This window comes from Streptomyces sp. NPDC058295, from assembly GCF_042880655.1.
Classification (GTDB): Bacteria; Actinomycetota; Actinomycetes; order Streptomycetales; family Streptomycetaceae; genus Streptomyces; species Streptomyces coriariae.
Map to the genome: position 1 here is coordinate 82,138 of NZ_JBHVYO010000013.1, position 24,788 is coordinate 106,925.

Genomic DNA, 24,788 nt, shown 5'->3' on the forward strand with positions numbered 1-24,788 from the left:
GAGAACGCACCCGCACGTCCGTTTCCACGAAGGGACCCGCATGCCAGCCCTGACCACGACCTCCGACGGTTTCCTCCTCGACGGCGAACCGTTCCGCATCCTCTCCGGCGCCCTGCACTACTTCCGCGTCCACCCCGACCAGTGGGCCGACCGGCTGCGCAAGGCCCGCCTCATGGGCCTGAACACCGTCGAGACGTACATCCCGTGGAACTTCCACCAGCCCGAACCCGGCACCCTCGTCCTCGACGGACTCCTCGACCTGCCCCGCTTCCTGCGGCTGGCCGCCGCGGAGGGCCTGCACGTCCTCCTGCGCCCCGGCCCCTTCATCTGCGCCGAGTGGGACGGCGGCGGGCTGCCGCACTGGCTCACCACCGACCCCGACATCCGCCTGCGCACCAGCGACCCCCGCTTCACGGACGTCGTCGACCGCTACCTGGACCTCCTCCTCCCCCCGCTCCTGCCGCACATGGCGGCATCGGGCGGCCCGGTCATCGCCGTACAGGTGGAGAACGAGTACGGCGCCTACGGCGACGACATCGCCTACCTCAAACACCTCGAGCACTCGCTCCGCTCACGCGGCGTCGAGGAACTCCTCTTCACCTGCGACCAGACCGACGGCGATCACCTCAAGAACGGCGTGCTGCCCGGTGTCCTCGCCACCGGCACGTTCGGCAGCCGCGTGGACCAGTCCCTCCGGCGGCTCCGCGAGGCACAGCCCGAAGGCCCCCTGATGTGCGGGGAGTTCTGGATCGGCTGGTTCGACCACTGGGGCGGCCCGCACCACGGAAGGGACGCCGAGGACGCCGCCGCCGACCTCGACCGGCTCCTCGCGGCGGGCGCCTCCGTCAACATCTACATGTTCCACGGCGGCACCAACTTCGGTTACGGCAACGGCGCCAACCACCACCACGCCTACGTGCCCACGGTCACCTCCTACGACTACGACGCCCCGCTCACCGAGAGCGGCGACCCCGGCCCGAAGTACCACGCCTTCCGTGAGGTCATCGCCCGCCACGCCCCGGTCCCGGACGAGCCGGTGCCCGTCCCGTCGCCCAAACTCCCCCCGACCACGGTCCGGTTGACCGACCGCGCCGCCCTTCTCCCCCTCGCCGGCCGTCCCGTGCACGCCACGGACCCCCGCTCCGCCGACGAGCTGAACCAACGCTCCGGGTACACCCTGTACCGGACCACCGTTCCCACCCCCGGGCCCGGCCTCCTGCACTTCGCCGGGGGAGTGGGGGACCGCGCCCAGGTCTTCCTGGACGGCGCCCCCGCGGGCGTACTCGAACGCGAACGCTACGACGAGACGCTGCCCGTCCACGTCCCCCGCCCCGACGCCGTGCTCGAGGTGCTCGTGGAGAACATGGGACGGGTCAACTACGGCCCCCGCATCGGCGTTCCCAAGGGCCTGCTGGGTCCGGTCACGCTCGACGGCACACCCCTGCACGGCTGGGACTCCCACGCACTGCCCCTGGACGACGTACCGGTCACCGCCGTGTTCACGCCGGCCGAGCACCCCACCTCCGCCGAACCCGCCCTGCACCGCGGCACGTTCGAGGTGCTGACCCCCGCCGACACCTTCCTCTCGCTCCCCGGCTGGACGAAGGGCCAGGCCTGGGTCAACGGGTTCCACCTCGGCCGCTACTGGAGCCGCGGCCCGCAGCGCACCCTCTACGTCCCGGCCCCCGCCCTGCGCCCCGGCGTCAACGAGCTGGTCGTCCTCGAACTGCACGGCACCACCACCCTCGACGCCCACCTCACCGACACCCCCGACCTCGGCCCGGAGCGGTCCTGATGCGGCACCGGGTGAGCATTCCGCCCCCCTCCGGGCCCCCGCTCCGGGGCCACCTCCCCTTCGCCGACGCCCCCACCGTCCCCGACCCCATCGAGGTGACCAGCCGCTGGCTGACCCGGGGCGGCCGCCCCTGGTTCCCGGTCTCGGGGGAGTTCCACTACTCCCGGTACCCGGCCCGGGAGTGGGAGGAGGAGCTGCTGAAGATGAAGGCGGGCGGGGTCACGGCCGTCGCCTCGTACGTCATCTGGATCCACCACGAGGAGACCGAGGGCCGCGTCCGCTTCGACGGCGACCGGGACCTGCGCCGCTTCGCCCGGCTCTGCGCCCGCCACGGCCTGGACTTCATCCCCCGCATCGGCCCGTGGTCGCACGCGGAGGTCCGCAACGGCGGCCTCCCCGACTGGGTGCTCGCCCGCACCGCGGCCCCCCGCACCGACGACCCGGCGTACCTGACCGCCGTCCGCCCCTGGTGGGAGGCGATCGCTTCGCAACTGGACGGCCTGGACCGTGCGCACGGCGGCCCGATCGTCGCGATCCAGATCGAGAACGAGCTCTACGACCGGCCCCACCACCTCCGCACGCTGAAGCGCATGGCCCAGCAGGCCGGCCTCGGCGCCCCCCTCTGGACCTCGACGGCATGGGGCGGAGTCCACCTCCCCGACGACGAACTGCTCCCCCTCTACGGCGGCTACCCCGAGGCCTTCTGGACCGAGGCCGACGGCGGCTGGCCCGACACCTGCCGCAAGCACTTCTTCTTCACCCACCAGCGCGACGACGAGGGCATCGGCGCCGACCTGCGCCCGACGACCGTACGCGGCACGGATCCCGACACCTACGCGGACCGATTCCCCTGGACCACCTGTGAGTTGGGCGGTGGCATGGCCGTCGCCTACCACCGCCGTCCGCGGGTCGACGCGGCCGACATCGGCGCCCTCGGCCTCACGAAGATCGGCTGCGGTTCGGTCTGGCAGGGCTACTACATGTTCCACGGCGGCACCAACCCGACGGGGGAGCGGACGACCCTCCAGGAGTCCCACGCCACCGCCTACCCCAACGACCTCCCCGTCCTGACGTACGACTTCCAGGCCCCCCTCGGCGAATACGGCCAGTACCGCCCCTCGTACGACGAACTCCGCCTCCAGCACCTGCTGTTGGCGGACTTCGGCGAGGTGATCGCCCCCATGCGGTCGGTACTGCCGGACGGCCGTCCGCGAGGCCAGCACGACCGCGACACCCTGCGCTGGGCGGTCCGCGCCGACGGGCGCACCTCGGGCTTCCTCTTCGTCACCAACCACCAGCCGCACGAGCCACTCCCGGACCACCCGGACACCAGCTTCACGATCGGTTTCCCCGAGGCCCCGCCCCTCACCCTCCCCAGCACCCCTGTCACCGTCCCCATGGGTGCCTACTTCTGCTGGCCGCTGCGCCTGGACGTGGCGGGCCTGCGCCTGGACTGGGCCACCGCCCAGCCCGTCTGCACGGTCGTGGACGACGACGGCCGTACCGTCCTGGTCCTGGCGGCGACGGACGGCATCGCGCCCGAACTGGCCCTGGAAGCAGGGACGGTGAGGTCCGTAGCCGCCCCGCCCGGTGCGGACGTCGCGGCCGTGACCGACGACGACCGCATCCTGATCACCGGCCTGCGCCCCGGCACGGACGCCCTCGTCGAGACGGAGACCCCGGCCGGCGACCGGGTCGCCCTCCTGGTGCTGGACGCGGCCACCGCCCGCACCGCCTACCGGGGCGAGGCCTGGGGCGCGCAGCGACTCGTCCTGTGCCCCGAGGGCGTGGTCTTCGACGCGACGACCGGCGAGGTACGCATCCACCCCCGCCCCGCGGACGGAGCGAACGGAGCGAACGGAGCAGACGGAACGGGCGGAGCGGACGGCAGGGGATCGGGTACCCCCGCCTCGACCATCGCCCTCTCCGTCCTCCCTGCCCCGCACCGCCCGCCGACGACACCCGGTGCCACGGTGAAGGAGAGCCAGGACGGCGCCCTGACCCGCTACACACTCGTCCCCGACGAGGACGCGCTCACCGTCCCCGCCCCCACCCTCACCGCGCTCCGCCCGGCGGGCCCGGCCCCGGCCCCGCGGGCGGGCGTACTGGGACGGGCGAGCGCCCCCGCCGACGAGCACTACGACACGAAGGCGGCCGTCTACCGCGTCGACGTACCGCCGTCCCGCACCGCCGCCACTCCGCCCCCGCCCGGATCCGACCTGCTGCGCCTGCACTGGACCGGTGACGTGGCCCGCGCCTATGTGGGGGACACACTGGTCGCCGACCAGTTCTTCACGGGCCGCCCGTGGGACATCGCGTTCGACCGACTCCCGCCCGGCGAGCCGCTCACCCTGAGAATCCTGCCGCTCGCCGCCGACGCGGCGGTCCACCTTCCCCTCGCCCCGACGGCCGGAATCGCCGAGGTACGGCACGTCGAACGGATCACGACCCGCACCTGGCGGCTCGGCACGACCTGACCCGCGCGTCCTCGTCCGCCCGGCCTATCCTGTGGGTCCGCCGGGCGGCCCAGCGCGACTGGCCCCGGACCAGTCCCGAGGAAGAAGCCCCCACCATGACCCGAAGCGCCGCCGACGGCCCGGCCGGCCCGGCGTCCAGGGGACGCAGCAGACGCAACTTCGCGGGCTCACGTCCGGTCATGGACGACGTCGCGAAACTGGCCGGAGTCTCCAAGCAGACGGTCTCGCGGGTGCTCAACGACCACCCGGCCGTCCGCGCCGAGACCCGGGAGGCGGTCCGGGCGGCCATGCGCACCCTCGGCTACCGCCCCAGCAGCAGCGCCCGCTCGCTGGCCAGCGGCCGCACCCGCATGCTCGGCGTGATCTCGTTCGACGCGGCCCGCTACGGCCCCGCCTCGACCCTGACCGCGATCAACACGGCGGCGCAGGAAGCCGGTTACCTGGTGAGCTCGATCGCGCTGGACACCGCGGACCGGGACACGGTGGTACGGGCCGCGGACCGGCTGTCGGCGGAGGGCGCGGACGGCGTGATCGCGATCGCTCCCCAGGTCCGGGTGGCCCGCGCGCTCGCCGAGGCCCACCTGGACACCCCGCTGGTCGTCATGGACAACGACCTGGGTGACGGCACCCCCATGGTCACCTCGGACGCCCGCACCGGCGCCCGCAAGGCCACCCGGCACCTCCTCTCCCTCGGCCACCCCACGGTCCACCACCTGGCGGGCCCGGCGGGCTGGACCTCGGCGGACCGCCGGGCGGAGAGCTGGCGCGCCACCCTCGAAGCGGCCGGAGCCGAGGCGCACACCCCCCTCTTCGGCGACTGGAGCGCCGACTCGGGCTACGACCTGGGCCGCGAACTGGCGAAGGACCCGTCCGTCACCGCGATCTTCGTGTCGAACGACCAGATGGCCCTCGGCGTCCTGCGCGCCCTGTACGAGGCGGGCCGCCGGGTCCCGGAGGACGTCAGTGTCGTCGGCTACGACGACATCCCCGAGGCCGCCCACTTCCTTCCCCCACTGACCACGATCCGTACGGACTTCACGGACATCGGCACGATCTCCCTGCGCATCCTGCTGGACCGCATCGACAGCCCGTCGACCCCCGGAAGCCCGCTCACGATCGTCCCCGTCGACCTGTGCGTCCGCCACAGCACGGCCAGCCCACGGCAACACGGATCACAGGTCTGACCGGGTTCCCTCGCGCGGGCCCTGCAGGGCCGTGGCATGCAGATACTCCAGGGCGTCCAGCACGACGGTGTTCCAGTGCCAGGCCAGCCACCGGCCGACATCGCTGCCGGTCTGCCGGAGGGCTGCCAGCTCGGCATGGGTGAAACCGGTCAGCGGCCGCTCGTGATGGGAGGACACCATTCCCAGCGGCACGCCCATCCGGTTCACCAGCGGAACACTGTGCGCGGCGCGACTGCCGGTCTGGAGGATGGCGTGGCGGGAGGCCTCGTCGAACACCGGCGCCGACTCCACGTCCCGCACGGTGACCTGCCGACGCTGGCCGGCCGCCTGCGAGCAGGACGTGGTCGGGGCGTCGACGAAGGCGAAGAAGTCGCTGAAGTACCTGTTCAGGCCGGTATGCCGGGCCAGCCGGAGCCGACCTCGCTCGCTCAGCTGGACGTTGCCCATGGGCGTCTGGGTGATCGACAGCACCCGTTGCAGGGTCGCCGCGATGACAGCGCCCTGGCTGGTGCCGTTGCCACGCTCCACGGGGAGCCCGGGAAGCGCGGGCGGACCGCGCCGCACCCGGCCGGGGAACCACAGCTCGGTGTCGGCATCGGGCGCGGGGGTGCGTACGACGGCGTCGGCGAGTGTGGAGAGCTTGATGTTGAACTGCTGGGAGGCGCTCTTCATCAGCGCGAACGCCTCATCGGTGGAGCCGAGACGGTAGCGGTCGAGCAGCACCCCTTCGGCACGGGCGACCCCGGCGCGGCCGTACAGACGGTTGCGCAGATCGAGATCGTCCTGCCGCCACTGCGGTCCGCTCCCCTCGCGGGACCCGGAGCCGGACACATCGGCCGCCGAGCCTCCTTCGGCGGGGTGCCGGGACAGCTGGCTCATACCAAGGGCTCCAATCCGGGGTGAGTCCGAAACAACGGACGACAGTGAACCCGGCGGGCGCTCCCCGGCCGGGGGCGTACCTCCTTACCAAGCACTGCCAACGCCTAACCGGAAGCCTGCCGAGTAAACCCGCCGACGTCCGTCTCACAGCGGGTGCGGGTGCGGGTGCGGGGCGGTGCGCGGGCCGGGCGGCGCGGTGACCGCATAGGCGGCGACCAGCCCGGCCACACCGAATACGCCGTCCAGATAGATCGACGTGGATTCCGAAATCCCGTTCCCTGCGATGATCAGGATGACGCCGATCACGAGAATCGCCAGGAATCCCATGTAGTGATCGTGAAGTACGGCCCGAAAGGTGATGCCCACGCATCCTCACCTCTTCCTGTCCTGTGCAGCTGTCTTGTTTCCGGCTGTCCGGCTGTCCTGCTGTCCTGCTGTCCCGTCCTGCCTGAGGTGAGTGCCATTCGAGCAGTCGCCCTGGTCGGCCGTCCACGGATTCCCGGATGTCCCGATCGACATGGAACCCGAGCGCATTCCGTGCGCACGATGCCGAATTCGACCGAATTCCAGCGAGGTTCGGTGAGGCCCGCTGAAGCCCGATGAAGCCCGATGAGGTCCAAGTCCGGTGCAGTCCGATGCAGTCCGATGAAGTTCGGCGAACCTCTGCGTCTTCGAAGGATCTGGTGGGACGATCTCATCCGCCCGGTGAGGTAGGCGTCGGCCGGTGGGGTACGCATGAGAGGGGGCACCATGGGCACCAACCAGCATCCCGAGGCACCGCCCGTGCGGCGCTTCGCCGCGGAGTTACGACGGTTGCGCATCACCGCCGGTGAGCCTCAGATCAAGACGATCGCCTCGCGGGCCCAGTGCAGTCCGGCCACCGTTTCCGAGGTGCTCAACGGTCGTCGCCTCGCGAGCGAGACGGTCACCCGACGTCTGGTGGCCGCGCTCGGGGGCGACTGGGCGCACTGGGGCGGGTTGTGGCGTGCGGCGAAGACGGAACTCGACGAGCTGAAGCGGGACACCACGGACGCCACCCGGGACCCACGGCCTTTCGGCACGGCACCGGACCTTTCCGATGCGTTCCGGAGCACCTCCCGTACGGAGATGGTGTGTTACCCGGACCCTCCCGCCTTCTACAAGGCCGTAGCCGATCACATTCGCGCGGCCCGATCCGAAATCCGCCTCACCTACGTACGGCTCCACCCGCCCACCCAATGGGGATCCACGGAACCCGCCGCCTACTACGACACGGTATTGCAGTGGGCCAGGGACAATTCGGCCGAGTGCGCGAGCGTAAGGCGCATCATCGGCGTCCCCGAACGCAAGGGCGTACCGAAAACGACCTACTTCGAGTGGCTGAGGCAACACCAGGACGAGGTCAAGGATCTCTACACCTACGAGGCACGCGTCATGCCGTGGAGCGCTTCCTGTGCCTGGTACAACATGGGCCTCATCGACGACACGGTCACCTTCCTCTCCTTCTCCGGCGCGGGTCGCCGACAACTCACGGGATTCAGCGTCGACAATCCCCAGTTCCTGGCGTATTTCGCGGACAGTTTCGACCAGGCCTGGGGCGCCTTGGAACCCCTGGACACCTACGTGACCAGGCACTCCACACCGACCCCGCGCCTCACCGAGCCCCCGCCCCCCGAGGACCGAAGGTCCGCCCCGACCACACCAGAGCCACCACCGCACAAGGACCGCTGAGAGAGATCGAGCGCCTCTCAGGCGTCATGATCCGCCACGGGTCTGACATCAGCAGGGCCATCCGGATTCCCCCTGAACAGTCAACGGGTTGTCTGTCCGACTCCGACTTCGACTTCGACTTCGACTTCGGCTCCGACGTGGTCGTCAACCCCTGCCCCACGCAGGTGCGGCCCAGCGCCGGCGGACGCATCTCCTCACGACGGCGCGGGAGCAGCGCCAGGGGAACCGCTTTCCGCACTTGGTGGTCTCCGCACCTCCGAGAAGAGGAGACAGACGATGCCGGAAGCCGGACCGCCGAGGCTGCCCAAGAGACCTCGGTCCAGAGGGACTCTGCGCGGCACCCTCTTCGGGGGCCTGGCCTCGGTGGTCTCCGTCGCCGCCATCGGCAGGGTCTGGACCGCGTGTGACATCGGCGTCGACGCAGCGGCCAACAGCATGACGTTGCTGCTTCTCGCCCCTCCCATATGGATTGCCGTAGCCATTGCCTGGGTCGTCCTGTACAGCACCCTCGGAAGACGTCATCCAGGCACGGCACTGACCGCGGGACTCGCCTTCACCGTGTTCGTCACATGGTTCCTGGTGACCTGGCTCGGCGTGGCTGACTCCTACCCTGCCCCTCGATGCCCAGGAAACGTCCCGCCCCGGTGGCCGAGCTTCATCCCGACATGACCGCGCACCAGAGCTGCGGCGACCGGACGACCAGGTGGCCAGGTGGCCAGGTGGCCAGGGGATGCGGGCCCGGCTGGACGGGCGACTGGCCGCCGTGGCCGGCCGCCGCCACGTCTGCCGTGGCCACCCTCCCCGCAGCGGTGCCGCCGGAAATGTGGAGCTCAGGCGACCGATGCTCTGAAGGGATCCGTGGGGATGATCTCCGCCTCGTCGAAGAGCTGTTCCAACGCCTCGTGTCCGTGATGCCGACGGAACTCGACCTCGGCGGTGGTCACCGGGAGGGTCCACAGGATGCGGGCGTGCCCCCCAGACAGCGGGCAGTGTTCAAGGTCGGGGCCGTGGAGATAGGGCAGGCTGATCAGCAGGTGGTCGCAGGTCGACCCCGGTACCCACGGTTCACCGATCGGCATGCTGTGCTGCAGGTCGAGTTGATGCCCTCCGCAGTGGTAGTAGGCAATCATCGCCATCAGCTCGACGAACCGCTGGTCGCGGACGGGTGCGGTCATGACGAACTCGAGGCCGTCACCGTGCTTCTCCATCAAGGCCCAGCACCCGGCGGTCACATAGGCCCAACTGTCGCTGCGGGGGCCGGGCGCCACCACAAGAACGCGCAGATCGGGCACCACCGCTCGCCGTTCCGGCCCGACGTCGTAGTCGACGGCCTCCACGGCATGCCCGATGAAGAACGCCCGGACGTGTGACTCAACGGCCTCCGCGGCCGGCAGCCTTGCGTCACTCACCGTGCGATCACCCCAGACTGCGCTCGACTTCCCTTGCCACCCACACCCAGCGCCATGGAGTGCCGCCCCATCCGCTACCCGACACTTCAATGCCGCCTCACCAGCGGCACAGCCTCACGCGGCAGCACAGGGACTGCCCTCTGGCCCAAAGCCCCCGAGTACGACACTGTGTCCCCGTTGATAGCGCCAGGCATAGGGGGAATTGGGGAATTGGCGTTGTGGGAGCAGTTACCAGCGTTGCTGGGCGTTGTAGTGGGAGTGGCGAGTTCCTACGTTGCGACGAACATGGCGGAGCGGAGCCGGTGGCGACGGGGCAGAGCCGAGCGGTGGGACACCAAGAGGCTGGAGGCGTATGCGTCCTATGCCAATACCTTGAAGCAACAGCTGAGCGTTGCGCAACGCATGGGTGCGGCAAGAGGGTTTGCGCATGCGCTGGACCCGCTGGACCCCGAACTGGGCATGACGCAGCTTGCGGAGAACGAAGTACGGCGCGCAGCCGAGTGGGAATCCGTGCTGCTGATCGGAGACGCGGAAACGATCGGGGCGGCTCGGACGTGGCACGAAGCGGTCTGGAACGTTGAGCTGTACGCGCGCGGCCTGAAGGATGATCACGCAGGCTGGACCAGAGCCGTGCAGCGAGTGAGCCGAGCGCGTGACGCCTTCTACGCCCTGGCACGACGCGACCTGGACATCGCGGGTCCGCCTCCGCCGTCCGGCAACTGGCCCCGCGCCTGGCAACAGGAAGACGAGCCGAACTGACCGAGCGAGGCCGTCGCAGCCGGCAGTCCCCCCGCGATCGACGGACCTCCGACGTGCAGTAGGAAGCGCCGACGCCAGGACGCCGGCGAGAGCTCGACCCGCGGCTTCCTGACCCGAGACCAGTCCGGTGCCCCGGCCCCTGCCGAGACGGCACTGCGCAACCGGGCCGTCCTCTTCAACGCCCCCGCCTACGCGGTCGAGCTGGGGGGAGCTCCCCGAGAACCCGCTTACGCTCGTGAAGGGGAAACCACCCAAGGTGACCAAGGAAGTAGACCGCCGGGTCGTAGTGAACCCCCGCCAGGTGGGCTAACTCCTGGCCGCAGTCTCGTCGCTCGATTTCGAGGCAGAACCTAACCGGTGAGCTCGGGCGGCCCAACCTACGAAGGGCTGGGTTCTGTCTCTTTGGTCAGCGTCGGGTCCAGGCGAGGATGCCCGCGAGGTGGAGTGCGGCCTGGTAGGCGATCGCGAGCTTGTCGGTTCGTGTGGCCACGGCGGACTCCACCGGGGGCGCCGGGGCCCCTACGGCGGTTGACGACACCGAATCGCACCCCAATGGTGGTTACCGAGGTTTTGTTGCGTTTTCGGTGGTGGCAGATGGTGATCCCTGTGGTGCGCGGCTGAGGCCGGGCCTTGTCCGACCCGCATGGCCCGTGTCCCAACATCCGGGGTCAAGGCCCTCTCCGTCAGCCTCCTCCCATCAACCTGCGATCGCCCGCAAGATCGGCTGGCCGAGCGCGCCGAGCCAGCCCGCGAGCGCTCCGAGCGGCCCGATCAGCGCGGTGCTGGCCGTCGCCAGCGCACCCGCCGAGGACAGCAGCCGGGTGATCCGGCCGAGCCGGCCCGCCACTGCCTCCCGGTCCGGCTCCGGCCGGGCGACCTCCTCGTCCAGCGAGTCCAGCTCGGCCCGCACCTCGGGCTCGATTGCCGGCGGCAGCGCCGTCCGCTCGATCGACGCCCTCAGTTCCCGGACCAGGCCGCGCACCTCCTGCCCGCCCGCTGTGAAGACGGCCGACTGGTCACCGTGAACGGTCTGGTTCCCGGCGACGTTGTTGACCACGCCGCCCTGCTGGTTGCCGATGTTGAAGGCCATGGCTCCCCATCTCCTCACCGCTGCCGCCAGGACGCCTGCCGCTCGGCATCCTCGAAGCGGCGGCGCCGGGACGTCGTCACGATGTGCAGAACGATCCCGATGACCATCAGAACCGTCCCGATGGCCGCCATCGCGAACCCGACCGCCCCTACCGGCACCCCGGCCACCTTCGGTCCGAGCAGCTCCGAGGAGGAGTCGAAGTTCGAACTCCCCGACGAAATATCGTCGTTGGTCCTGGTGATGAATCGAATGATCACCCAGCCGTAGATCCCGCCCCCGACCAGAAAGAGCAGGAAGCCGAGCACGATCAGGTGTCGCGCCCTGGTGCGGGTCGCGGCGACCTCCTTGAAAAAGCTCTCGCGCTGCGCCTGCTGAACGTAGTTGTACTGGTCCCCGGCGACGTTGCTCAGCCGGTCGGCCTGCTGCTCCCCGATGTCGAACCGCCGCTCGCCGCCGGGCGGCGTACGGCCGGCCTCGCGCGGTGCCGAGCGGCCCGGCGGGCCGGAGAGTGGCGGCCCCGTGGCGGGAGTGCCGTAAGGCGTGGGCCCGGGCTCAGGGGCGGGGCCCCAGCCCGGCATGGTGTCCGAGGTGCCGCCGACTCCAGGCTTCGGGGCCTGAACGGTCCGGTCGGCGGGGCGCAGCTCTTCGTAGTGCACCTCTAAGGGGCCAAAATCCAGCACATCGCCCGAGTGCAGCACCTGCTGCCCGAGCACCGGGTGACCGTTCAGCATGGTGCCGTTGGTGGAGGCGAGATCCTCGACGGTGGTCCGGCCCGAGGCCCGCCACACCACCGCGTGCCGTCGGCTGACGCCCGGATCGCCCACCTGGATCCGGCAGTCGGAGTCCCGCCCGACCAGCATCGGCTGGTCGTCGAGGACGAAGACCCGGCCGCGCAGCCGGTCCGGGCGGTCGACCACGAGTTGCGGTAGGTCGCGCTCTCGCAGAGGCGGGTCCATGGCACGACCTCCTGCCTTGGCGAAACGATTCGGTCGCCTGTTTTGCTGATCCTCACCTTCCAGTAAAGGCCGATCGGCCCCGCCCTGCCACAGCATCCCGGACGGCGGAAACTCGGCAGTGCGTTCGGCCGCCGTCCCCCCGGCCCGCAGCCCTCCGATCCCGACGGGCCGGTTTCCGCGACTCCGGCCCGTGCCCGTCCGGCCTGCCCGCCTCTCCGCGATCCACGGCGCCTTGATCCAGGACGCCGCAACGCTGCCGTGATCGCGCCGAAGGCTAGGCCGCGGGTCAGGTCACCGTCTGTGCTGTCTGTCCGCTCGTCTGGGCCCGCTCGCCAGGCAGCCACGTCGGCGTCGGTGATCCGGTACAGCACACCCGCCACAAGCAGCGTGAGGCGGGTACCGGGCCGCTTGGCCCCCGGTACGTCGACCAGGGCTACCCCGGCCGGGTCTCCCCGCCCAATCGCTGGAAGCCGATGCTCCCCCACAGCACACGAGACGGTCATGCCCCGCATCCGCGTGCCCCGAAGCGGACCGGGCAGGCCACGGACCCGAGCACTCCTTGTCCTGGCCGACCGTGCGTACTCCTCTCGCGCCATCCGCAGCCACCTACGCAGCCGGGGCATCCGCGCCGTCCGCCCGCAGCCGTCCGACCAGGTCGGCCACCGCCTGCGGCGAGGCCGACTCGGTGGACGTCCGCCCGGCTTCGACGCGGAGGCCTACAAGCAGGGGAACACCGTTGAACGGTGCATCAACCGCCTCAAACAGTGGCGCGGCCCGGCCACACGAACCGACCAGCTTGCGATCGCCTACCAGGCCGCACTCCACCTCGCGGGCATCCTTGTCTGGACCCGACGCTGACCAAAGAGACAGAACCTAGCCCGTCCCTGGGAGCAGGGCATGACTACGGCAGGTCATCACACAGGGCGTGAACCAGCTCCTCAAAGCCGGTGACTTCCACTTCGGCCGCTCCCAGGACTCGTCGGTCGATCTCGACCATGCGCTCTTGGGCCTCGATCGCCGCAGCGTCCGGAGGCGATTCCGCCTTCAAGTGGGCGAGCTTCGCTTCGTCTTCTGTCAGGTCTCTCTGAAGGCGATTCCTTCGCTGCTCTGCTTGCTCAAGTTTGGCTTTTGCTGCCTGGCACTGTTCGTGAGGCATGGTGCTCCCTAGCCGTGCGACGTTGCTTCAGCCTTACGGGTCGGCAGTCAAGGTGCATGTCGGCTTGGCCCAAGCGGGCGTCTCGCCGGGCCGACGTGGGCGGAGGTCGGCGGCTGGCGGCTGAAGCCATCGATTCAAGCGGTACCAGCGTCGGTGTGCTCGTCGGTAGCTCGGTGATCGACCGTGCTCGGGGCCGCTGCGTCAGCCCGTCGTGATGTCGCGGCAGGGCGGGTCTGAAGGCTCGCACGTATACGGCGAACTTGGCGCTCCCCGACATCTCTCCGGAAGCAGCCCTCGCCGCCACCTCCATCGAGCGGAGAGCGCGACAGGCACCATCGACCGCCCGATCCGCAACCCCATCACCGACCTGATCGGCACCGACGTCACCGACCACGCCCGCCGCACGATCCTCACCTGCTGGCACCTCGGAGGACTGCCCGAACTCGAAGAACTCCGGCTGCGCAAGTGGGCCCACATGCTCGGCTTCCGCGGCCACTTCTCGACGAAATCCCGCGCGTACTCCGTCACCCTCGGCGCCCTCCGCCAGGAACGTGCCGACCACAACGAAGCACTCACCCGCGAACGCGCGGCCCTGGCCGGCCACCCCCTCCCGGACCCGGACACCGTCCTTGTCCTCTCCCACTGGCGCTTCGCCGGTACCGGGCTGACCGCTGCCGAATCCTGGCTCGCCGCCTCACGGCGACCCGATACCCCAGACACGGAAGAAGACTCGGAGTGGACCGCCGACGAGACGAACCGATGACCGTCCCGCAGATCCTCACCGAGCTGGGCGGGGCCTCCCGCCGCACCTTCTACCGCTGGCGCGAACTGGGACAGGCTCCGGAGGCGATCAAGCTGCCGAACGGTGAACTCCGCTTCTGGCGAAATGACTTCACCTCGTGGCTTCACGGACTCGGGGAGGCGGCGTGAAGTCGCATGACGTGAAGGTGTGGAGCATCCGTAAGCGGCCTTACAAGACACCCTCGTACGACGTGCGATGGAAGGTCGGCGACGTCCCGCCGTTCTCCGAGACCTTCCGGACCAAGGCGCTCGCGAAGTTGGTGAGGGCGCGGGCCTCGCTCATGAAGCGGTCGATGGCGTGCCCGGCGATCTCCTGGCTACGGTCGCTGACAACTTCCGCGCGAAGCTGCTCCGGGCTGCGCAAAAGGGCGAGGCATTCGATACGGAAACCGGTCTACCGGACTCCATGGCGCCGATCAAAGAGTCCCTCACCTGGTACGACTTCGCGCGGGGGTACGTCGCCATGAAATGGCCGCACGCCGCTCCGAACTCTCGCGACAGCCTGAACGAGACGATGACGCTCGCAACGACTCAATTGCTGGGGGACCGGCCCGGTCGTCCGGCAGACGATGTCTTGAGGCGTGCCCTACGCGGCTGGGCCTTCGTCGTCCAGGCCCCGGACGAGGAGGCCCCGCCGGTGGACATGGCCAACGCCCTCCGATGGGTCGACAAGGCCTCGCTGCCGCTGACGATGCTCAAGAACCCGGCAGACATCCGCAGCGTTCTCGACTCGCTCAAGCTCACCCTTGCTGGTGCTCCGGCAGCCGCCGAGACAGTGCGGCGCAAGCGGGCTGTCCTTTTCAACGCGCTGGCCTACGCGGTCGAGCTGGGGGAGCTCCCGGAGAACCCGGTCATGCTCGTGAAGTGGAAGCTGCCCAAGGTCACGAAGAAAGTTGACCGCCGAGTCGTGGTGAACCCCCGGCAGGCGGCTGAGCTTCTGGGCGCAGTCTCGTACGTCGGTGGGTACCGCCGGGCCCGTGGGCGCCGACTCGTCGCACTCTTCGCCTGCATGTACTTCGGTGGGCTGCGGTCGGCGGAAGCCGTGGCTCTGCGCCGTCCGGACTGCACGCTGCCGGACAAAGGGTGGGGCTCGTTGATCCTGGAGAAGAGCCCCCGACAGTCGGGAAGCGCTGGACCGGAACGGGGGAGGTGCACGACAACCGCGGCCTCAAGAATCGACCCGCCAACGAGACCCGCATCGTTCCGGCCCCGCCCCGCCTGGTCCGCATGCTCCGGGCTCACATCGAGGAGTTCGGAGCGGCCACGGACGGCCGGCTGTTCGCCAACGAACGCGGGGGAGTGGTCGCCTCGACGACGTACTGGTGCGTCTGGGACGAGGCACGGCACCTGGCGCTCACCCCGGAACAGGGGGCCTCGCCGCTGGCCGCCCGACCGTACGACCTGAGGCACGCCGCACTCTCCTCCTGGCTCAACGCCGGCGTAGACCCCACCGAGGTTGCGGAGCGCGCGGGCAACAGCGTCGAAGTGCTCCTCAGCCGCTACGCGAAGTGCCTCGACGGGCGACAGGACGTCGCCAATCGCCGGATCGCCGAACTCCTTGGCGAGGACGACCACCAGGAGGACGAGCCCGGCGACGGGCCCTGATCCCGACACCCCCGGACACGCGCACCTGCGGCATGATGGCCCCTGGACTGCGGTCCGGGGGCCGAAGCGTGTTTCCCGTGGATCAGGTCAGCTCAGGCATGCTGATGGAGGTATACGCGCCCGAGGGAGCGGAAGTTGATTCTCGACGTCTACCTGCATGGCCAGCGGCACCAGCCTGCTTCGTGGCAGGAGACGGAGCGGCTGATCACTGCGGTGGTTGAGAACCTGCCGGACCCTGAACCGCGCCTGGTTGCAGAGCCTGTGCCACAGCATGTGGCCGTAGCGGTCTTGAAGGCGCTGGAGAGCCTGCCGGAGGCAAGCTGGCCGTACGGAGGCCAGACCGCCGAGTTCACCTTCGCGGATCGGCGGGAGAACTCTGAAGCCGAACCGCGTCACTTCGATAGCTATCTGCACGTCGCCGTGAATGCAAGAACCGGACACGGCGCCCTCAAGTGGCTGCTCACCAAGAGTCCACGGTGTTCATGGATCCATCCATTGCCGATCAAGTCTGGCTTTCGGACAATCCGGCCCCACCGGTCGAGGACCCCGAAGTCATCGCCGACCCGGGATATCCCCGCTTTCACCACCCGCGCAGCACTGTGCCGATAGCCCGTATCCGTGCCGCCGTGGAGGAGTACTGCCGTGCCGGCACCGGTCATCGGCCCACATGCGTCGATTGGACACCCGGCGACCTTGCCGGACGCCGCCTCGATACACCGATAGACGAGGACTTCATCACGCGCTGCGAGGACCCCTGGTGCGAGATCTCCGGCTCAGAGCATCCTGCCCATTAGGTAAGCCCGGTGAAGGGCGCACCTGCAAGCGCGTTCCGCTTCCTAGGCGGTATCTGGGGTTGACCTGCTGGTTCCTGGTCGGCGGCCAGTCCACGCATAGTCCACAGCACCCGACATGCGGTCGCTCCGAGCGGCACATGGCTGCACATACGCCAAGACCCCGTCCTCAGCGAAAGCGCTAGTGGCGGGGTCTTTGGGCACCTGATCCAAGGTGCCCCCGGCAGGATTCGAACCTGCGCACACGGCTCCGGAGGGGGCGTGAGTCTCATGCGTTCCCCCTGGTCAAGGCCGTGCTGACGGCGCGAGGTTCTACTTCGGTCCACGGATGGTCCATAAAGCAGCGCCGCTAACCCTCTGGCTCAGAGGTCCCATGGAGCGTCTGGACGTTCCTAGAGGCTGTCTGCTGGATGATGACCATCGCCGCTAGCGGAGGCCAGTTCGGCGATCACTCGCTTGGCTATCTCATCGACCGCGCAGCGCGTTTCGTGTCTCCGCTCTGAGCCGGCGGACGAGGCGATCGAGCTCAGCCTCGGGGATGGCATCGACGCTGACGAAGGCCAGGAGACGAAGAAGCCGCATGAGGCTCTGGCGAAGTACGTCGCGTTCCGACATTCCGACCTCGTTCAGGGCCCGCTCGTCCCTGTGTCCCCGTACGACTGCTCGGACGAGGGCCGGTGAGGCTGCGACAGATCGACGCCTCGTCATGATCTGGTCAGCAGCCTCCTCGCCGAGAGCCTCGACCAGTTCGTAAGAGTCTGGCAGCTTTGGGTCATGCAGAACGTGGGCGCGCGTCCAGAGGCGACCCAGGGCGTGTCGGGTTAGGTCCAACCCCTTGAAACGATCGGCGGAGTAGCCCCGCCCAGGCTTGAGCGGCCACCGCCAGACGCAGACGTCGGGCAGAAGCACCAACGCTAGGAATGCCCACACCGGCCGCTGAGCGGCCTCACCGGGCACCATGAAGCTCTGCTCATGCAGGATCCTCGCAGTGCGCTGATCGAAGGCGTTCCGCTGGGCAGCGGTTGGAGGCTTGGGGAAGCCCTGCTCCTCGGCAGCTGCCACGATGGTGCGGCGCAGATCGTCGAGCTCCCCTCGGGTGACGCGTCGACCCCCGGTGGCAGCGAAGACTGAACGGGGCGAGTGGTTCGCGACCATACGGTTGTGGGTGCCGGGGTGGTGCTCGTGCAGTTCCTCGAACAGCCTGTCGGCTTCGCCGGGTAGCAGCCTTGGGTAGAGAACGCTCATCGGTTGGCCCCTCTGGGGAATCCGACGCCAGACTGGACTTGGGCACGGAACTTAGACGGGTCGCCACGACGTTGATCTCTAAGCCGCTTGATCGCCACGGGGGCGGACTCGGTCGGCTGGGCGAGATACGTTCGGACGAGGGCGCGGACCAGACCAGCCATTGTCAGATCTCCGTCGATCTCGGACGGGTCCTGGACCTCGTCGAAGGCATCGTCGTCCAAGGCGCGTCCCACGAGGTCGGTTACGACATCGACACCCAGCGTGTCCCACAACAGTGTCGCGGCCTCGTCCTTGTCCGCTTCGAGCGCCTTCTGGATCATTGGGTTGTCGGTGTTCAGGAGGACGAGCAGGCTTCCCATGGCCGCTTGATGCCAGTCTCCGCCATCCATGCTCACGTACCAGGCGGCGTCGGGTGGCAGCTGTGCCTCTCTGAAGGAGACCGGCGCCGTGGGAAGCAGGCCGCCAGCGCCCTCCAGATGGACACGTGCTTGGTCGTTCCACAGGATCGAGCCCGCTCGGCGTGGGACGAAGGGCTCGTTGGTGTCTATGTCCTCTGCCAGCGCAACCAGGGTCTCGATGGTCAGATAGCCGCCCAGATCGGCTCCCTCGGCGACCATCTCCACGACCACGACGGTCTGTCGCGTGTGTCCGGCGAACGAGATCTCGAAGCCCGAGTGTCGAATCTGCGACGTTGAGGGCCAATAGCGCACGCACATATGCAGGGGGGCGTCTTCGGGGAGTCCGCAATCGGTGCGTATGCCGTCCACGTCGAGGTGCACGACCCGGTACAGCTTGAGGTCGGTGCCGTAGTCCCAGGTCGGCAGCGCAGCTGGCAGCCGCTCCCCGGTCTCCTCATGAGTACGCCACGGCTGCGCCTTTACGCGGTCGACCGGCCGGCGGTAGGGCCACGCGTGAACGCTCATGCCTGCCCCGTCACATTGATCTCGACGACGACGTCCGGGACGGCGTTGACAATGAGCTCGACGTCGGTCGGATCGCCGGAGTGGTAGAAGACATCGCCCAGGACGACGGATCCGTCAGCGGTCCGCCAGCCGTGGATCGTCGGCGAGTCGGCCCCGGCCGGAGTGACGTCCTCGGTGCCCCCGTCGGCGAGGACGACGCTGGCGTGTCCCTCGTTGCGTCCTGACCCATGAAGCCGGACCTGTTGCACGAGCACCGGGCGGCTGGCGAGGACTTCGTAGCGAGGCGTCGAAAGAAGGGTTGGTCTCCGCGTTGCGGTGGTGCGTCCCGGCTGGCTTGGCTTTGCTTCCGGGGGGTGGGGGTGGGCGGCGTCCACTTCCGTCTCACGAGGTGAGTCCCAAGCTGCGCCGGAAGCCCCTGCTTGGTGCGGCGCCTGTGGGTCCTCGTGAGCCTCTTGAGTCGGTCCGGCGGCGAAGGAGGTCCCTGGCCGGGGAGAGACGTCGATGATGGCGGTGCCGGAGCCGCCGGGGCCGGCGAGGAGGTGACCGAGCCGCTGGGCGACGTTGCCCACGGCGTAGTCACCGACCTTGAACGCCCGCTTGCCGGTGGCGCCGCTGATGGTGTCGCAACGTTCCTTTAGACGGCGCCCCAGTGTCCTCACGAACGTGGCCTCTGGTCCCTTTAGTTCCTGATAGGCCCACGCATCGTGGGTGGGCGGTTCGGAGCGGGCGAACACGGGGTCCAGGTCATCTGCGACTTTGAAGACCCCGGCGTAACCGACGTGCGGGTTGGGCCTCTCGGGTCCTGCGTAATACCTGGTAACGAGCTCGGGGCCCCGGAGCAGGCAGATGTGATGAGGGGCGCCCTCCAGACCTAGATCCCTGGCGGCTGGAGAGACCACGGTGGCGGCGTAGGTGTACTCGGATGCGAAGGCGCCAAGCTCTTTCTTCGGCTTGAGGCAGCTGAGGACTTCTCCGCTGCCAGCGGCGGCTTTGCGGTAGGCGTCCGCGAAGCAGGCCAATGTGACGTCGTCCTCGGGACCGGGCACGGGTATATCGACGCCGTTGGCGGTGACTGACACCGTCATGCGCTGTGCCCTGCCCTCGAGCATGATCGGCCAGAGATTCCAGGCCGATGCGTCGGCCAAGTAGTTGCCAGCAGTGTTGAAGTCCATCTCTTCGGCAACGTCCGTATTCGGCAAGGTGGGGTCTGTCAGGTCCGGCTCGACGATGACGATGGTTGTGCCGGTCTCGGCGGTGCCAAATCCGGGGAGGCCAAGGTTGCGCGCCGCAGCGTCGGCCGTTGCGTCGAGTAGTGGCTCGCAGTGATCCGTCGCGGGATCACCCCACCAGTGACGTCCGGTGTAGCGGGCGCCACCTTCCCAGAAGGACTTGCGGATAGCGACGCCGATGAAGCGCGATCTCAGGGCGCCGTTGTCTTCGCGGAATCGCGTGTAGACGAACGTGCACCCGACTTTGGAGGCGAGGAAGAAGGCCCCCTTGCCGTATCCGAAAGTGCCGCCGGATGTGCCCTGCAGGTCCGTGCCCTCGCGGTCGCCGCTGTTCAGCACGAACCGCAGCCATTCGCGTCGATCGTTCTGGCCCGTGTCCGATCGGGTGGGACCGCCTAGACCTCTGGTCCCGCGATCGGACACGACCAGGCAGCGGATCGACGGGGCCTGTGACAGGCGCTTGAACGCACCGCCAGTGTCCCCGGTCTGCGGCACGCCGGTCGCGAACAGCCTGCGCCACTCGCCTATGTGTGCGGCGCCGACGCTCCTGAGGTCGAAGCTGAATCGGATCTCCTCCTGGTCGGCGTGGCGTGCGTCCCAGGAGTTCTGCGCGGCTTCGCGCACGAGCATAGTCAGCCGCGAAAGCTGGGGGCGGCCGAGTTGGCCTAGCAGCCCCTCTGCCGTAATGCCGCCGTCAGCGCGGAAGGGCTGGGAGTACCAGGTGGGGGAGTTTGCGTTGGTCACAGGTCCTTCGCCAGTCTGTCGAGCGCGAGGGCCTGATCGGCTCGCATTGGGATGCTGTCAAGATCGACGAGATATTCGACGCCGCTGACGCCAACGGGCACAGTCCCGTCGGCGAAGCTCGCCGGTACGATCTTGGGAAATCTCTCGTCCACCTCGTGCCAACGTTCCTCCACCGCCTCGAAGCGGACGTCGGCCGCAACACCAGGTGAGGCGGCTTTCAGACCCAGCGCGGTCAGGCGCGCGTTGAGCACGTCCACGCGGTCGGTCTTCGCGTGGCACGCCGCGATCAGGTCTTGCACCGATCGGGCTGAGGACCCGTGAGATTCCGCGATACGGAACCAGACGAGGTCGACGGCTCCACCTGCGGGTTCCTCCAGCTGGTCGACGCCGTGGATGTGGACGATTCGGCCAGCGATGCCACTCGACGCCTTGACCTCGATCGCGTAGTGGTTGCTGCGGAAGTCCTGTGCGCCACCGGTGGGACCCTGCCAGGCTTCGACGGCGTCGGGGCGGATGTCGAGTAGCCGCTCCAGGATCAGGAGTTCGGCGAACAAGCCAGCGAGCCGTGGCACCGTCCAGCGCACCGCCTCGCCGCCGAACAGCAGACGCCAGCCGTTGAGAGTTTGGGCGATGCGGTACGGCCGTGCCTCCGGCTGGGCGGCGATCCGTGCGCAGACGTCGGCGACGAGTCCGGTGAACACCCCGGACAGATCTGCCCGCCGGCAGTGGAGGTCAGCGAAGCGCACGGGCAGGTCTTCGACGAGGAGTACCCGCCCGGTCAGATGGACCCCAGCGCTGCGCCGGTCGTCCTCCAGCCGGTCCGTCGGCGCGATCGGCACGAGCAGGTGCCGCATGCCTTCGGCATCGCGTCCGAGCCGAACGTGTCCGCATGGTGTGCGGATCTCCAGCTCGGCGGTGAGCATGAGCGTCGCCGGTTCGGTCGTCGACCGCTCGTCGAGCTGATCCCACAGCCGCTCGAGCAGCTTGCGTATGCGGTCTGAGGGCGCTGAGCCACTCGTCGATGCGTTCACCGGCCGTCCTCCGCATCGTTGTCGAGGTCTTGCTCCAGCACGGACACGTCCTCGTCCTCGTCCTCGCTGGCCGACGGGAACACCTCGCGGAGGTCTGCGGCGAGATAGTCGTACTCGACGGCCAAGTCGGAGCCGACCTGACTGGGGCGGGGGAAGACGATGGCCGCGCCCCACACGACTTCGCCGGGGGCGTTCAAGGGGGCGCGGCCTTCGACCTCGGCCGTCACGCCGTCCTTCGTCCGGATCGGCACCTGCGACTTGGCATTGATCGGGTACAGCAAAACGAGGCCTCGCTCGGGTTGCTGCTGCACCCTGAGTTCCTGGAGTCGGCTCCGGTTCATCTGAGCCTCGCCAGCGGGGATCTTCAGATCCAGCGCCTCGTCACGAGAACCGGTGAGTGTCTTGATATCGGCGACGTCGTCTTCGGCGCTGCCCTTGGTGCGCGTACGAGTCACGAGGCCGACCGAGATGTTTCCGGGGAGCGAGACAGTATGTGCCTCATCTTGGACGGCGTTGCCCACAACGCCCACGTTCCACGAAACCAAGGCCCCGGACTGGCTGCGGCGTTCGATGTACTGCCGCATAAGACTGCGCGAGGCTTCCACGGACTTCGGGTGGAAGGCGTAGCCGTTCAGGAAGTCCATTACGGAGCTGAGCGGGACATCCCGCCACAACGCCCGGCCGCTCTTGACGCCAAGGTCAGCCCGCCCCTCGGTGTAGGCGGCGTCGAGGAGGCCCCTCACGGCCTTCGCGTTCGTGTTGTGCCAGTCCTGGACATCCTGCTCCGGAGCGCAGGGGAAGTAGTGGGACTCGATCAACTGTCCCCCGTACGCTGCGGCGCTGCGCACCGCGGCACCGGCCTTGGACGGCGCTGTGACCCGCATTTTGGGGTGGCAGCGGATGCGGACGGCCAGTTCGAGCGGCGACTTGTGCTCTGTGAGATAACGGTCGATCTCTTTACGCATCTCCTCCTCGACCGTGGCCAGGTGCACGAACCAGCGTCGGATCTCGTCGGGCATGAAGACGCGCGGCAGGTCCTCGTAGCCAGGGCGGTAGCCGAACCAGCGGCCCATCTGCAGGAGCGTGTCGTAAACGTTGGAGGAGCGTACGAAGAAGCTGACGACAAGCCCTTCCAACGTGAGTCCGCGGGAGAGCGTGTTGCCACCCACAGCGATAACGTTCACCGGGCCGGAGTCGTAGTCGAGACGGTCGTTGCTGCGGTAGTGGTCCATCACGATCTTCGTCGAGTCGACCACCTCCCCCAACTCTTGAACGATTTCCTCGAAGCTTGGGCGTGCGACGCCGAACCGCGTGTTGTCGACGCGCTCCGACTCGTCGGCCCACAGACGTCGTAGCTCACCGAGCAGCGCGGGTTGACCGTCCGCCAGGCCTTCCGTGACCTCTCTACGCAAATCCTGCAGCGGTGCCCGGTAGGAGTCGTGTACACGCGTGTCGGAGTGTGCGTGGATCAGCATCGAGGAGTGCTCATTGCGCTGGCCGCGCAACTGACGCACGGCCGTGGCGATCCAGAACCACAGCGTGGCCCGGCGTAGCGAATCGGTGATCGCAGGCCCGAATTGCGCCGCCGCCGTCGCCTTCTTCGGCCGCAGGTCGTCCAGCTCGACCGCCGGGATCGTCCTGATCATGTCGAGGCCGCCGGGGACCTCCTCCGGATCCTCTCCATCGACGGGATGCCGACCGAACAGCGTCTCGGGCCCTTGGTAGGTCTCGCCACGCTGCAGGCTCAGGATGAAGTCGCGCGGATAGAAGTCCTCATGGTCGCGCGGGTCGGTCAGCAGATTCGCGAAGGGCGTGGCCGTATAGCCCACGTAGCAGACCTTGGGAAGGCGCGTGATCACATCCCTGATCAGCGGGTTGATCTTACGCGTCGCCAGGGTCGCCTGGTCCGCTTCGTCGTCGATGATCAGGGTCGGACAGTTACCCAACTGCTCCTGGGCCTGCTCGAGCCAATCACGCAGCTTGCGCAGGACGATCGCGTTCTTCTTGACCACCAACAGGAGCCGCTGGTCTTTCGAGGCCAGGAACGATTGGGCGTTCGGTGGCGGCACGAAGTCTCGCTCAGGACTTGTGATCTGGTGCCACAACGGCGGGTTGAGGCTGACGACATCGCGGATCAGCCGAGTCTGGGTCTGGCGGCGGAGCGAATTATGGATTCCGGACAGCACGATGAACATCCGGTAGCCTCGGTCCGCCGCTTTACAGGCGACCGCCGTGAAGTTGCTCGTCTTACCGGACTGGACGTGCCCGACCACGAGCCCGCGCGACCGGAACGTAGGCGTGGCCGGGTGGTCGAGCATCGCTACGACCCGCGTCGACGCCTCGTCGAGCTTGGTCGTGACGTCCGGGCCGAGCGAGCGGCGCACCCTCGCCTCGAAGGCCGGCCAATTCTTGTCCCCCGCACGGGGACCCGTGTACCAGGGCAGCGCGTCGGGACGGCCCAACCCCAGAGGCTCTTTCAGACTGGCGATCCTCGTGGTCTCGAGCTCGTGTCGTCGGAGCAGTTCCTCAACAACGTTGTCGGGGACGAAGAGGTCACGCAACTCCTGGGCGACCTCGTGAGGACGAGCGGAGTCCAACCTCTCCTGGAACCGCTTCCAGGCGGCCTCGATGCGCGCATCACTCATTTTTTCCGCTCCTTGCCCTGGAGCTGGCGCATGAGGAGGAGACCCACGTGCCCACTCAAAGATTGATCGTGGACACCATAGTGACAACCACTGACGAACAAGGAGTGCTGACTTGACAATCAAGCTCACCTGGTGGGAGTGAACGGAGACGCAAACGTGGTGACGCGATGCCGCGACACCCGCGACCGGACCTCGCGGTTCGGCTTGTGCTCCCACAGCTTCGGTATCGCGGATGGTCCGCAGCTACATTTTGACCCGCGCACGGGCAAAGCTTTCGTTCAGCTGTGAGGCCTCGGACAGTCGTGCCGGCGGTCCTCGACGACTGGATGGCGTTCGCAACCTCGACTCCCTGAGTCGGG

At 68.4% G+C, this 24,788-nt stretch carries 20 protein-coding genes and 3 pseudogenes; 11 read left to right on the top strand and 12 right to left on the bottom strand.

What is annotated here, in order from left to right; all coding sequences use genetic code 11:
* Positions 1–40: 40 nt before the first annotated feature.
* The 3 genes from ACFVYS_RS16225 to ACFVYS_RS16235 all read left to right on the top strand — a co-directional run bounded on the left by ACFVYS_RS16225 (position 41) and on the right by ACFVYS_RS16235 (position 5,456).
* A complete protein-coding gene (locus ACFVYS_RS16225; RefSeq protein WP_389502543.1) occupies positions 41–1,795 on the top strand; it encodes a beta-galactosidase family protein in 1,755 nt (584 codons plus the stop codon).
* A complete protein-coding gene (locus ACFVYS_RS16230) occupies positions 1,795–4,272 on the top strand; it encodes a beta-galactosidase (protein ID WP_389502545.1) in 2,478 nt (825 codons plus the stop codon). Before ACFVYS_RS16225 ends, ACFVYS_RS16230 begins: the two co-directional genes overlap by 1 nt.
* Before the next feature lie 95 nt (positions 4,273–4,367).
* Positions 4,368–5,456, top strand: a complete 1,089-nt coding sequence (locus tag ACFVYS_RS16235) for a LacI family DNA-binding transcriptional regulator (protein WP_389502547.1) — start codon at positions 4,368–4,370, stop codon at positions 5,454–5,456.
* Here the strand turns inward: ACFVYS_RS16235 and ACFVYS_RS16240 are convergent.
* Positions 5,445–6,335: an ANTAR domain-containing protein gene (locus tag ACFVYS_RS16240; protein ID WP_389502549.1), complete on the bottom strand. Its 891-nt coding sequence runs from the start codon at positions 6,333–6,335 to the stop codon at positions 5,445–5,447. The two genes, ACFVYS_RS16235 and ACFVYS_RS16240, sit on opposite strands and share 12 nt — an antisense overlap.
* Positions 6,336–6,479: 144 nt before the next feature.
* Positions 6,480–6,701 carry a hypothetical protein gene (locus ACFVYS_RS16245; RefSeq protein ID WP_389502551.1) on the bottom strand — a complete coding sequence of 74 codons (222 nt, stop codon included), beginning with the start codon at positions 6,699–6,701 and terminating at the stop codon, positions 6,480–6,482.
* A gap of 384 nt (positions 6,702–7,085) precedes the next feature.
* Between ACFVYS_RS16245 and ACFVYS_RS16250 the strand changes: the two genes are divergently transcribed.
* Positions 7,086–8,045 (top strand): helix-turn-helix domain-containing protein, encoded by a 960-nt coding sequence (locus tag ACFVYS_RS16250; protein WP_389502552.1) that lies wholly within the window; start codon positions 7,086–7,088, stop codon positions 8,043–8,045.
* Between the two features lie 830 nt (positions 8,046–8,875).
* Here the strand turns inward: ACFVYS_RS16250 and ACFVYS_RS16255 are convergent.
* On the bottom strand, positions 8,876–9,454 hold the full coding sequence (locus ACFVYS_RS16255) for a suppressor of fused domain protein (protein ID WP_389502554.1): 579 nt from the start codon (positions 9,452–9,454) through the stop codon (positions 8,876–8,878).
* A 372-nt stretch (positions 9,455–9,826) separates the two neighbouring features.
* Here ACFVYS_RS16255 and ACFVYS_RS16260 point away from each other — a divergent pair, with 372 nt between their 5' ends.
* Complete coding sequence (locus ACFVYS_RS16260) at positions 9,827–10,213, top strand: hypothetical protein (RefSeq protein ID WP_389502555.1); 387 nt, start codon at positions 9,827–9,829, stop codon at positions 10,211–10,213.
* A gap of 406 nt (positions 10,214–10,619) precedes the next feature.
* Here the strand turns inward: ACFVYS_RS16260 and ACFVYS_RS16265 are convergent, their stop codons facing one another.
* From ACFVYS_RS16265 to ACFVYS_RS16275, 3 genes are all read right to left on the bottom strand, one after another.
* Positions 10,620–10,751, bottom strand: coding sequence for a hypothetical protein (locus ACFVYS_RS16265; RefSeq protein WP_389502736.1), 132 nt, complete (start codon positions 10,749–10,751; stop codon positions 10,620–10,622).
* A 159-nt stretch (positions 10,752–10,910) separates the two neighbouring features.
* Positions 10,911–11,303, bottom strand: a complete 393-nt coding sequence (locus tag ACFVYS_RS16270) for a hypothetical protein (RefSeq protein ID WP_389502557.1) — start codon at positions 11,301–11,303, stop codon at positions 10,911–10,913.
* A gap of 14 nt (positions 11,304–11,317) precedes the next feature.
* Complete coding sequence (locus tag ACFVYS_RS16275; protein ID WP_389502559.1) at positions 11,318–12,259, bottom strand: FHA domain-containing protein; 942 nt, start codon at positions 12,257–12,259, stop codon at positions 11,318–11,320.
* Between the two features lie 402 nt (positions 12,260–12,661).
* Here ACFVYS_RS16275 and ACFVYS_RS16280 point away from each other — a divergent pair.
* Positions 12,662–13,117: pseudogene (locus ACFVYS_RS16280) on the top strand (transposase); the annotation flags it as partial.
* Between the two features lie 43 nt (positions 13,118–13,160).
* Here the strand turns inward: ACFVYS_RS16280 and ACFVYS_RS16285 are convergent.
* Positions 13,161–13,415, bottom strand: a complete 255-nt coding sequence (locus tag ACFVYS_RS16285; RefSeq protein WP_389502561.1) for a hypothetical protein — start codon at positions 13,413–13,415, stop codon at positions 13,161–13,163.
* Positions 13,416–13,728: 313 nt separating this feature from the next.
* Here ACFVYS_RS16285 and ACFVYS_RS16290 point away from each other — a divergent pair.
* The 5 genes and pseudogenes from ACFVYS_RS16290 to ACFVYS_RS16310 form a co-directional block, all read left to right on the top strand.
* Positions 13,729–14,178: pseudogene (locus ACFVYS_RS16290) on the top strand (replication initiator); the annotation flags it as partial.
* Entirely contained in the window at positions 14,175–14,345 is a 171-nt protein-coding gene (locus ACFVYS_RS16295; protein ID WP_389502563.1) for a helix-turn-helix transcriptional regulator, read from the top strand. The pseudogene ACFVYS_RS16290 and the gene ACFVYS_RS16295, both read left to right, overlap by 4 nt.
* A pseudogene (locus ACFVYS_RS16300) lies at positions 14,342–15,821 on the top strand (tyrosine-type recombinase/integrase). The gene ACFVYS_RS16295 and the pseudogene ACFVYS_RS16300 overlap by 4 nt, the downstream one beginning before the upstream one ends.
* 135 nt (positions 15,822–15,956) lie before the next feature.
* The gene (locus ACFVYS_RS16305) at positions 15,957–16,430 is read left to right on the top strand and encodes a hypothetical protein (RefSeq protein WP_389502738.1); all 474 of its coding nucleotides are present in this window, start codon (positions 15,957–15,959) and stop codon (positions 16,428–16,430) included.
* Positions 16,376–16,615, top strand: a complete 240-nt coding sequence (locus ACFVYS_RS16310) for an Imm1 family immunity protein (protein WP_389502721.1) — start codon at positions 16,376–16,378, stop codon at positions 16,613–16,615. Before ACFVYS_RS16305 ends, ACFVYS_RS16310 begins: the two co-directional genes overlap by 55 nt.
* Positions 16,616–17,077: 462 nt before the next feature.
* Here ACFVYS_RS16310 and ACFVYS_RS16315 read toward each other — a convergent pair whose 3' ends face one another.
* From ACFVYS_RS16315 to ACFVYS_RS16335, 5 genes are read right to left on the bottom strand one after another with little or no spacing between them, the layout of a single operon-like run.
* The gene (locus ACFVYS_RS16315) at positions 17,078–17,857 is read right to left on the bottom strand and encodes a DUF6339 family protein (RefSeq protein WP_389502565.1); all 780 of its coding nucleotides are present in this window, start codon (positions 17,855–17,857) and stop codon (positions 17,078–17,080) included.
* Complete coding sequence (locus ACFVYS_RS16320; RefSeq protein WP_389502567.1) at positions 17,854–18,780, bottom strand: hypothetical protein; 927 nt, start codon at positions 18,778–18,780, stop codon at positions 17,854–17,856. The genes ACFVYS_RS16315 and ACFVYS_RS16320 overlap by 4 nt, the downstream gene beginning before the upstream one ends.
* On the bottom strand, positions 18,777–20,753 hold the full coding sequence (locus tag ACFVYS_RS16325) for a hypothetical protein (protein WP_389502568.1): 1,977 nt from the start codon (positions 20,751–20,753) through the stop codon (positions 18,777–18,779). The genes ACFVYS_RS16320 and ACFVYS_RS16325 overlap by 4 nt, the downstream gene beginning before the upstream one ends.
* On the bottom strand, positions 20,750–21,784 hold the full coding sequence (locus ACFVYS_RS16330) for a PD-(D/E)XK motif protein (protein WP_389502569.1): 1,035 nt from the start codon (positions 21,782–21,784) through the stop codon (positions 20,750–20,752). The genes ACFVYS_RS16325 and ACFVYS_RS16330 overlap by 4 nt, the downstream gene beginning before the upstream one ends.
* Positions 21,781–24,429 (bottom strand): Z1 domain-containing protein, encoded by a 2,649-nt coding sequence (locus ACFVYS_RS16335; RefSeq protein ID WP_389502571.1) that lies wholly within the window; start codon positions 24,427–24,429, stop codon positions 21,781–21,783. The genes ACFVYS_RS16330 and ACFVYS_RS16335 overlap by 4 nt, the downstream gene beginning before the upstream one ends.
* Positions 24,430–24,788: the final 359 nt, after the last annotated feature.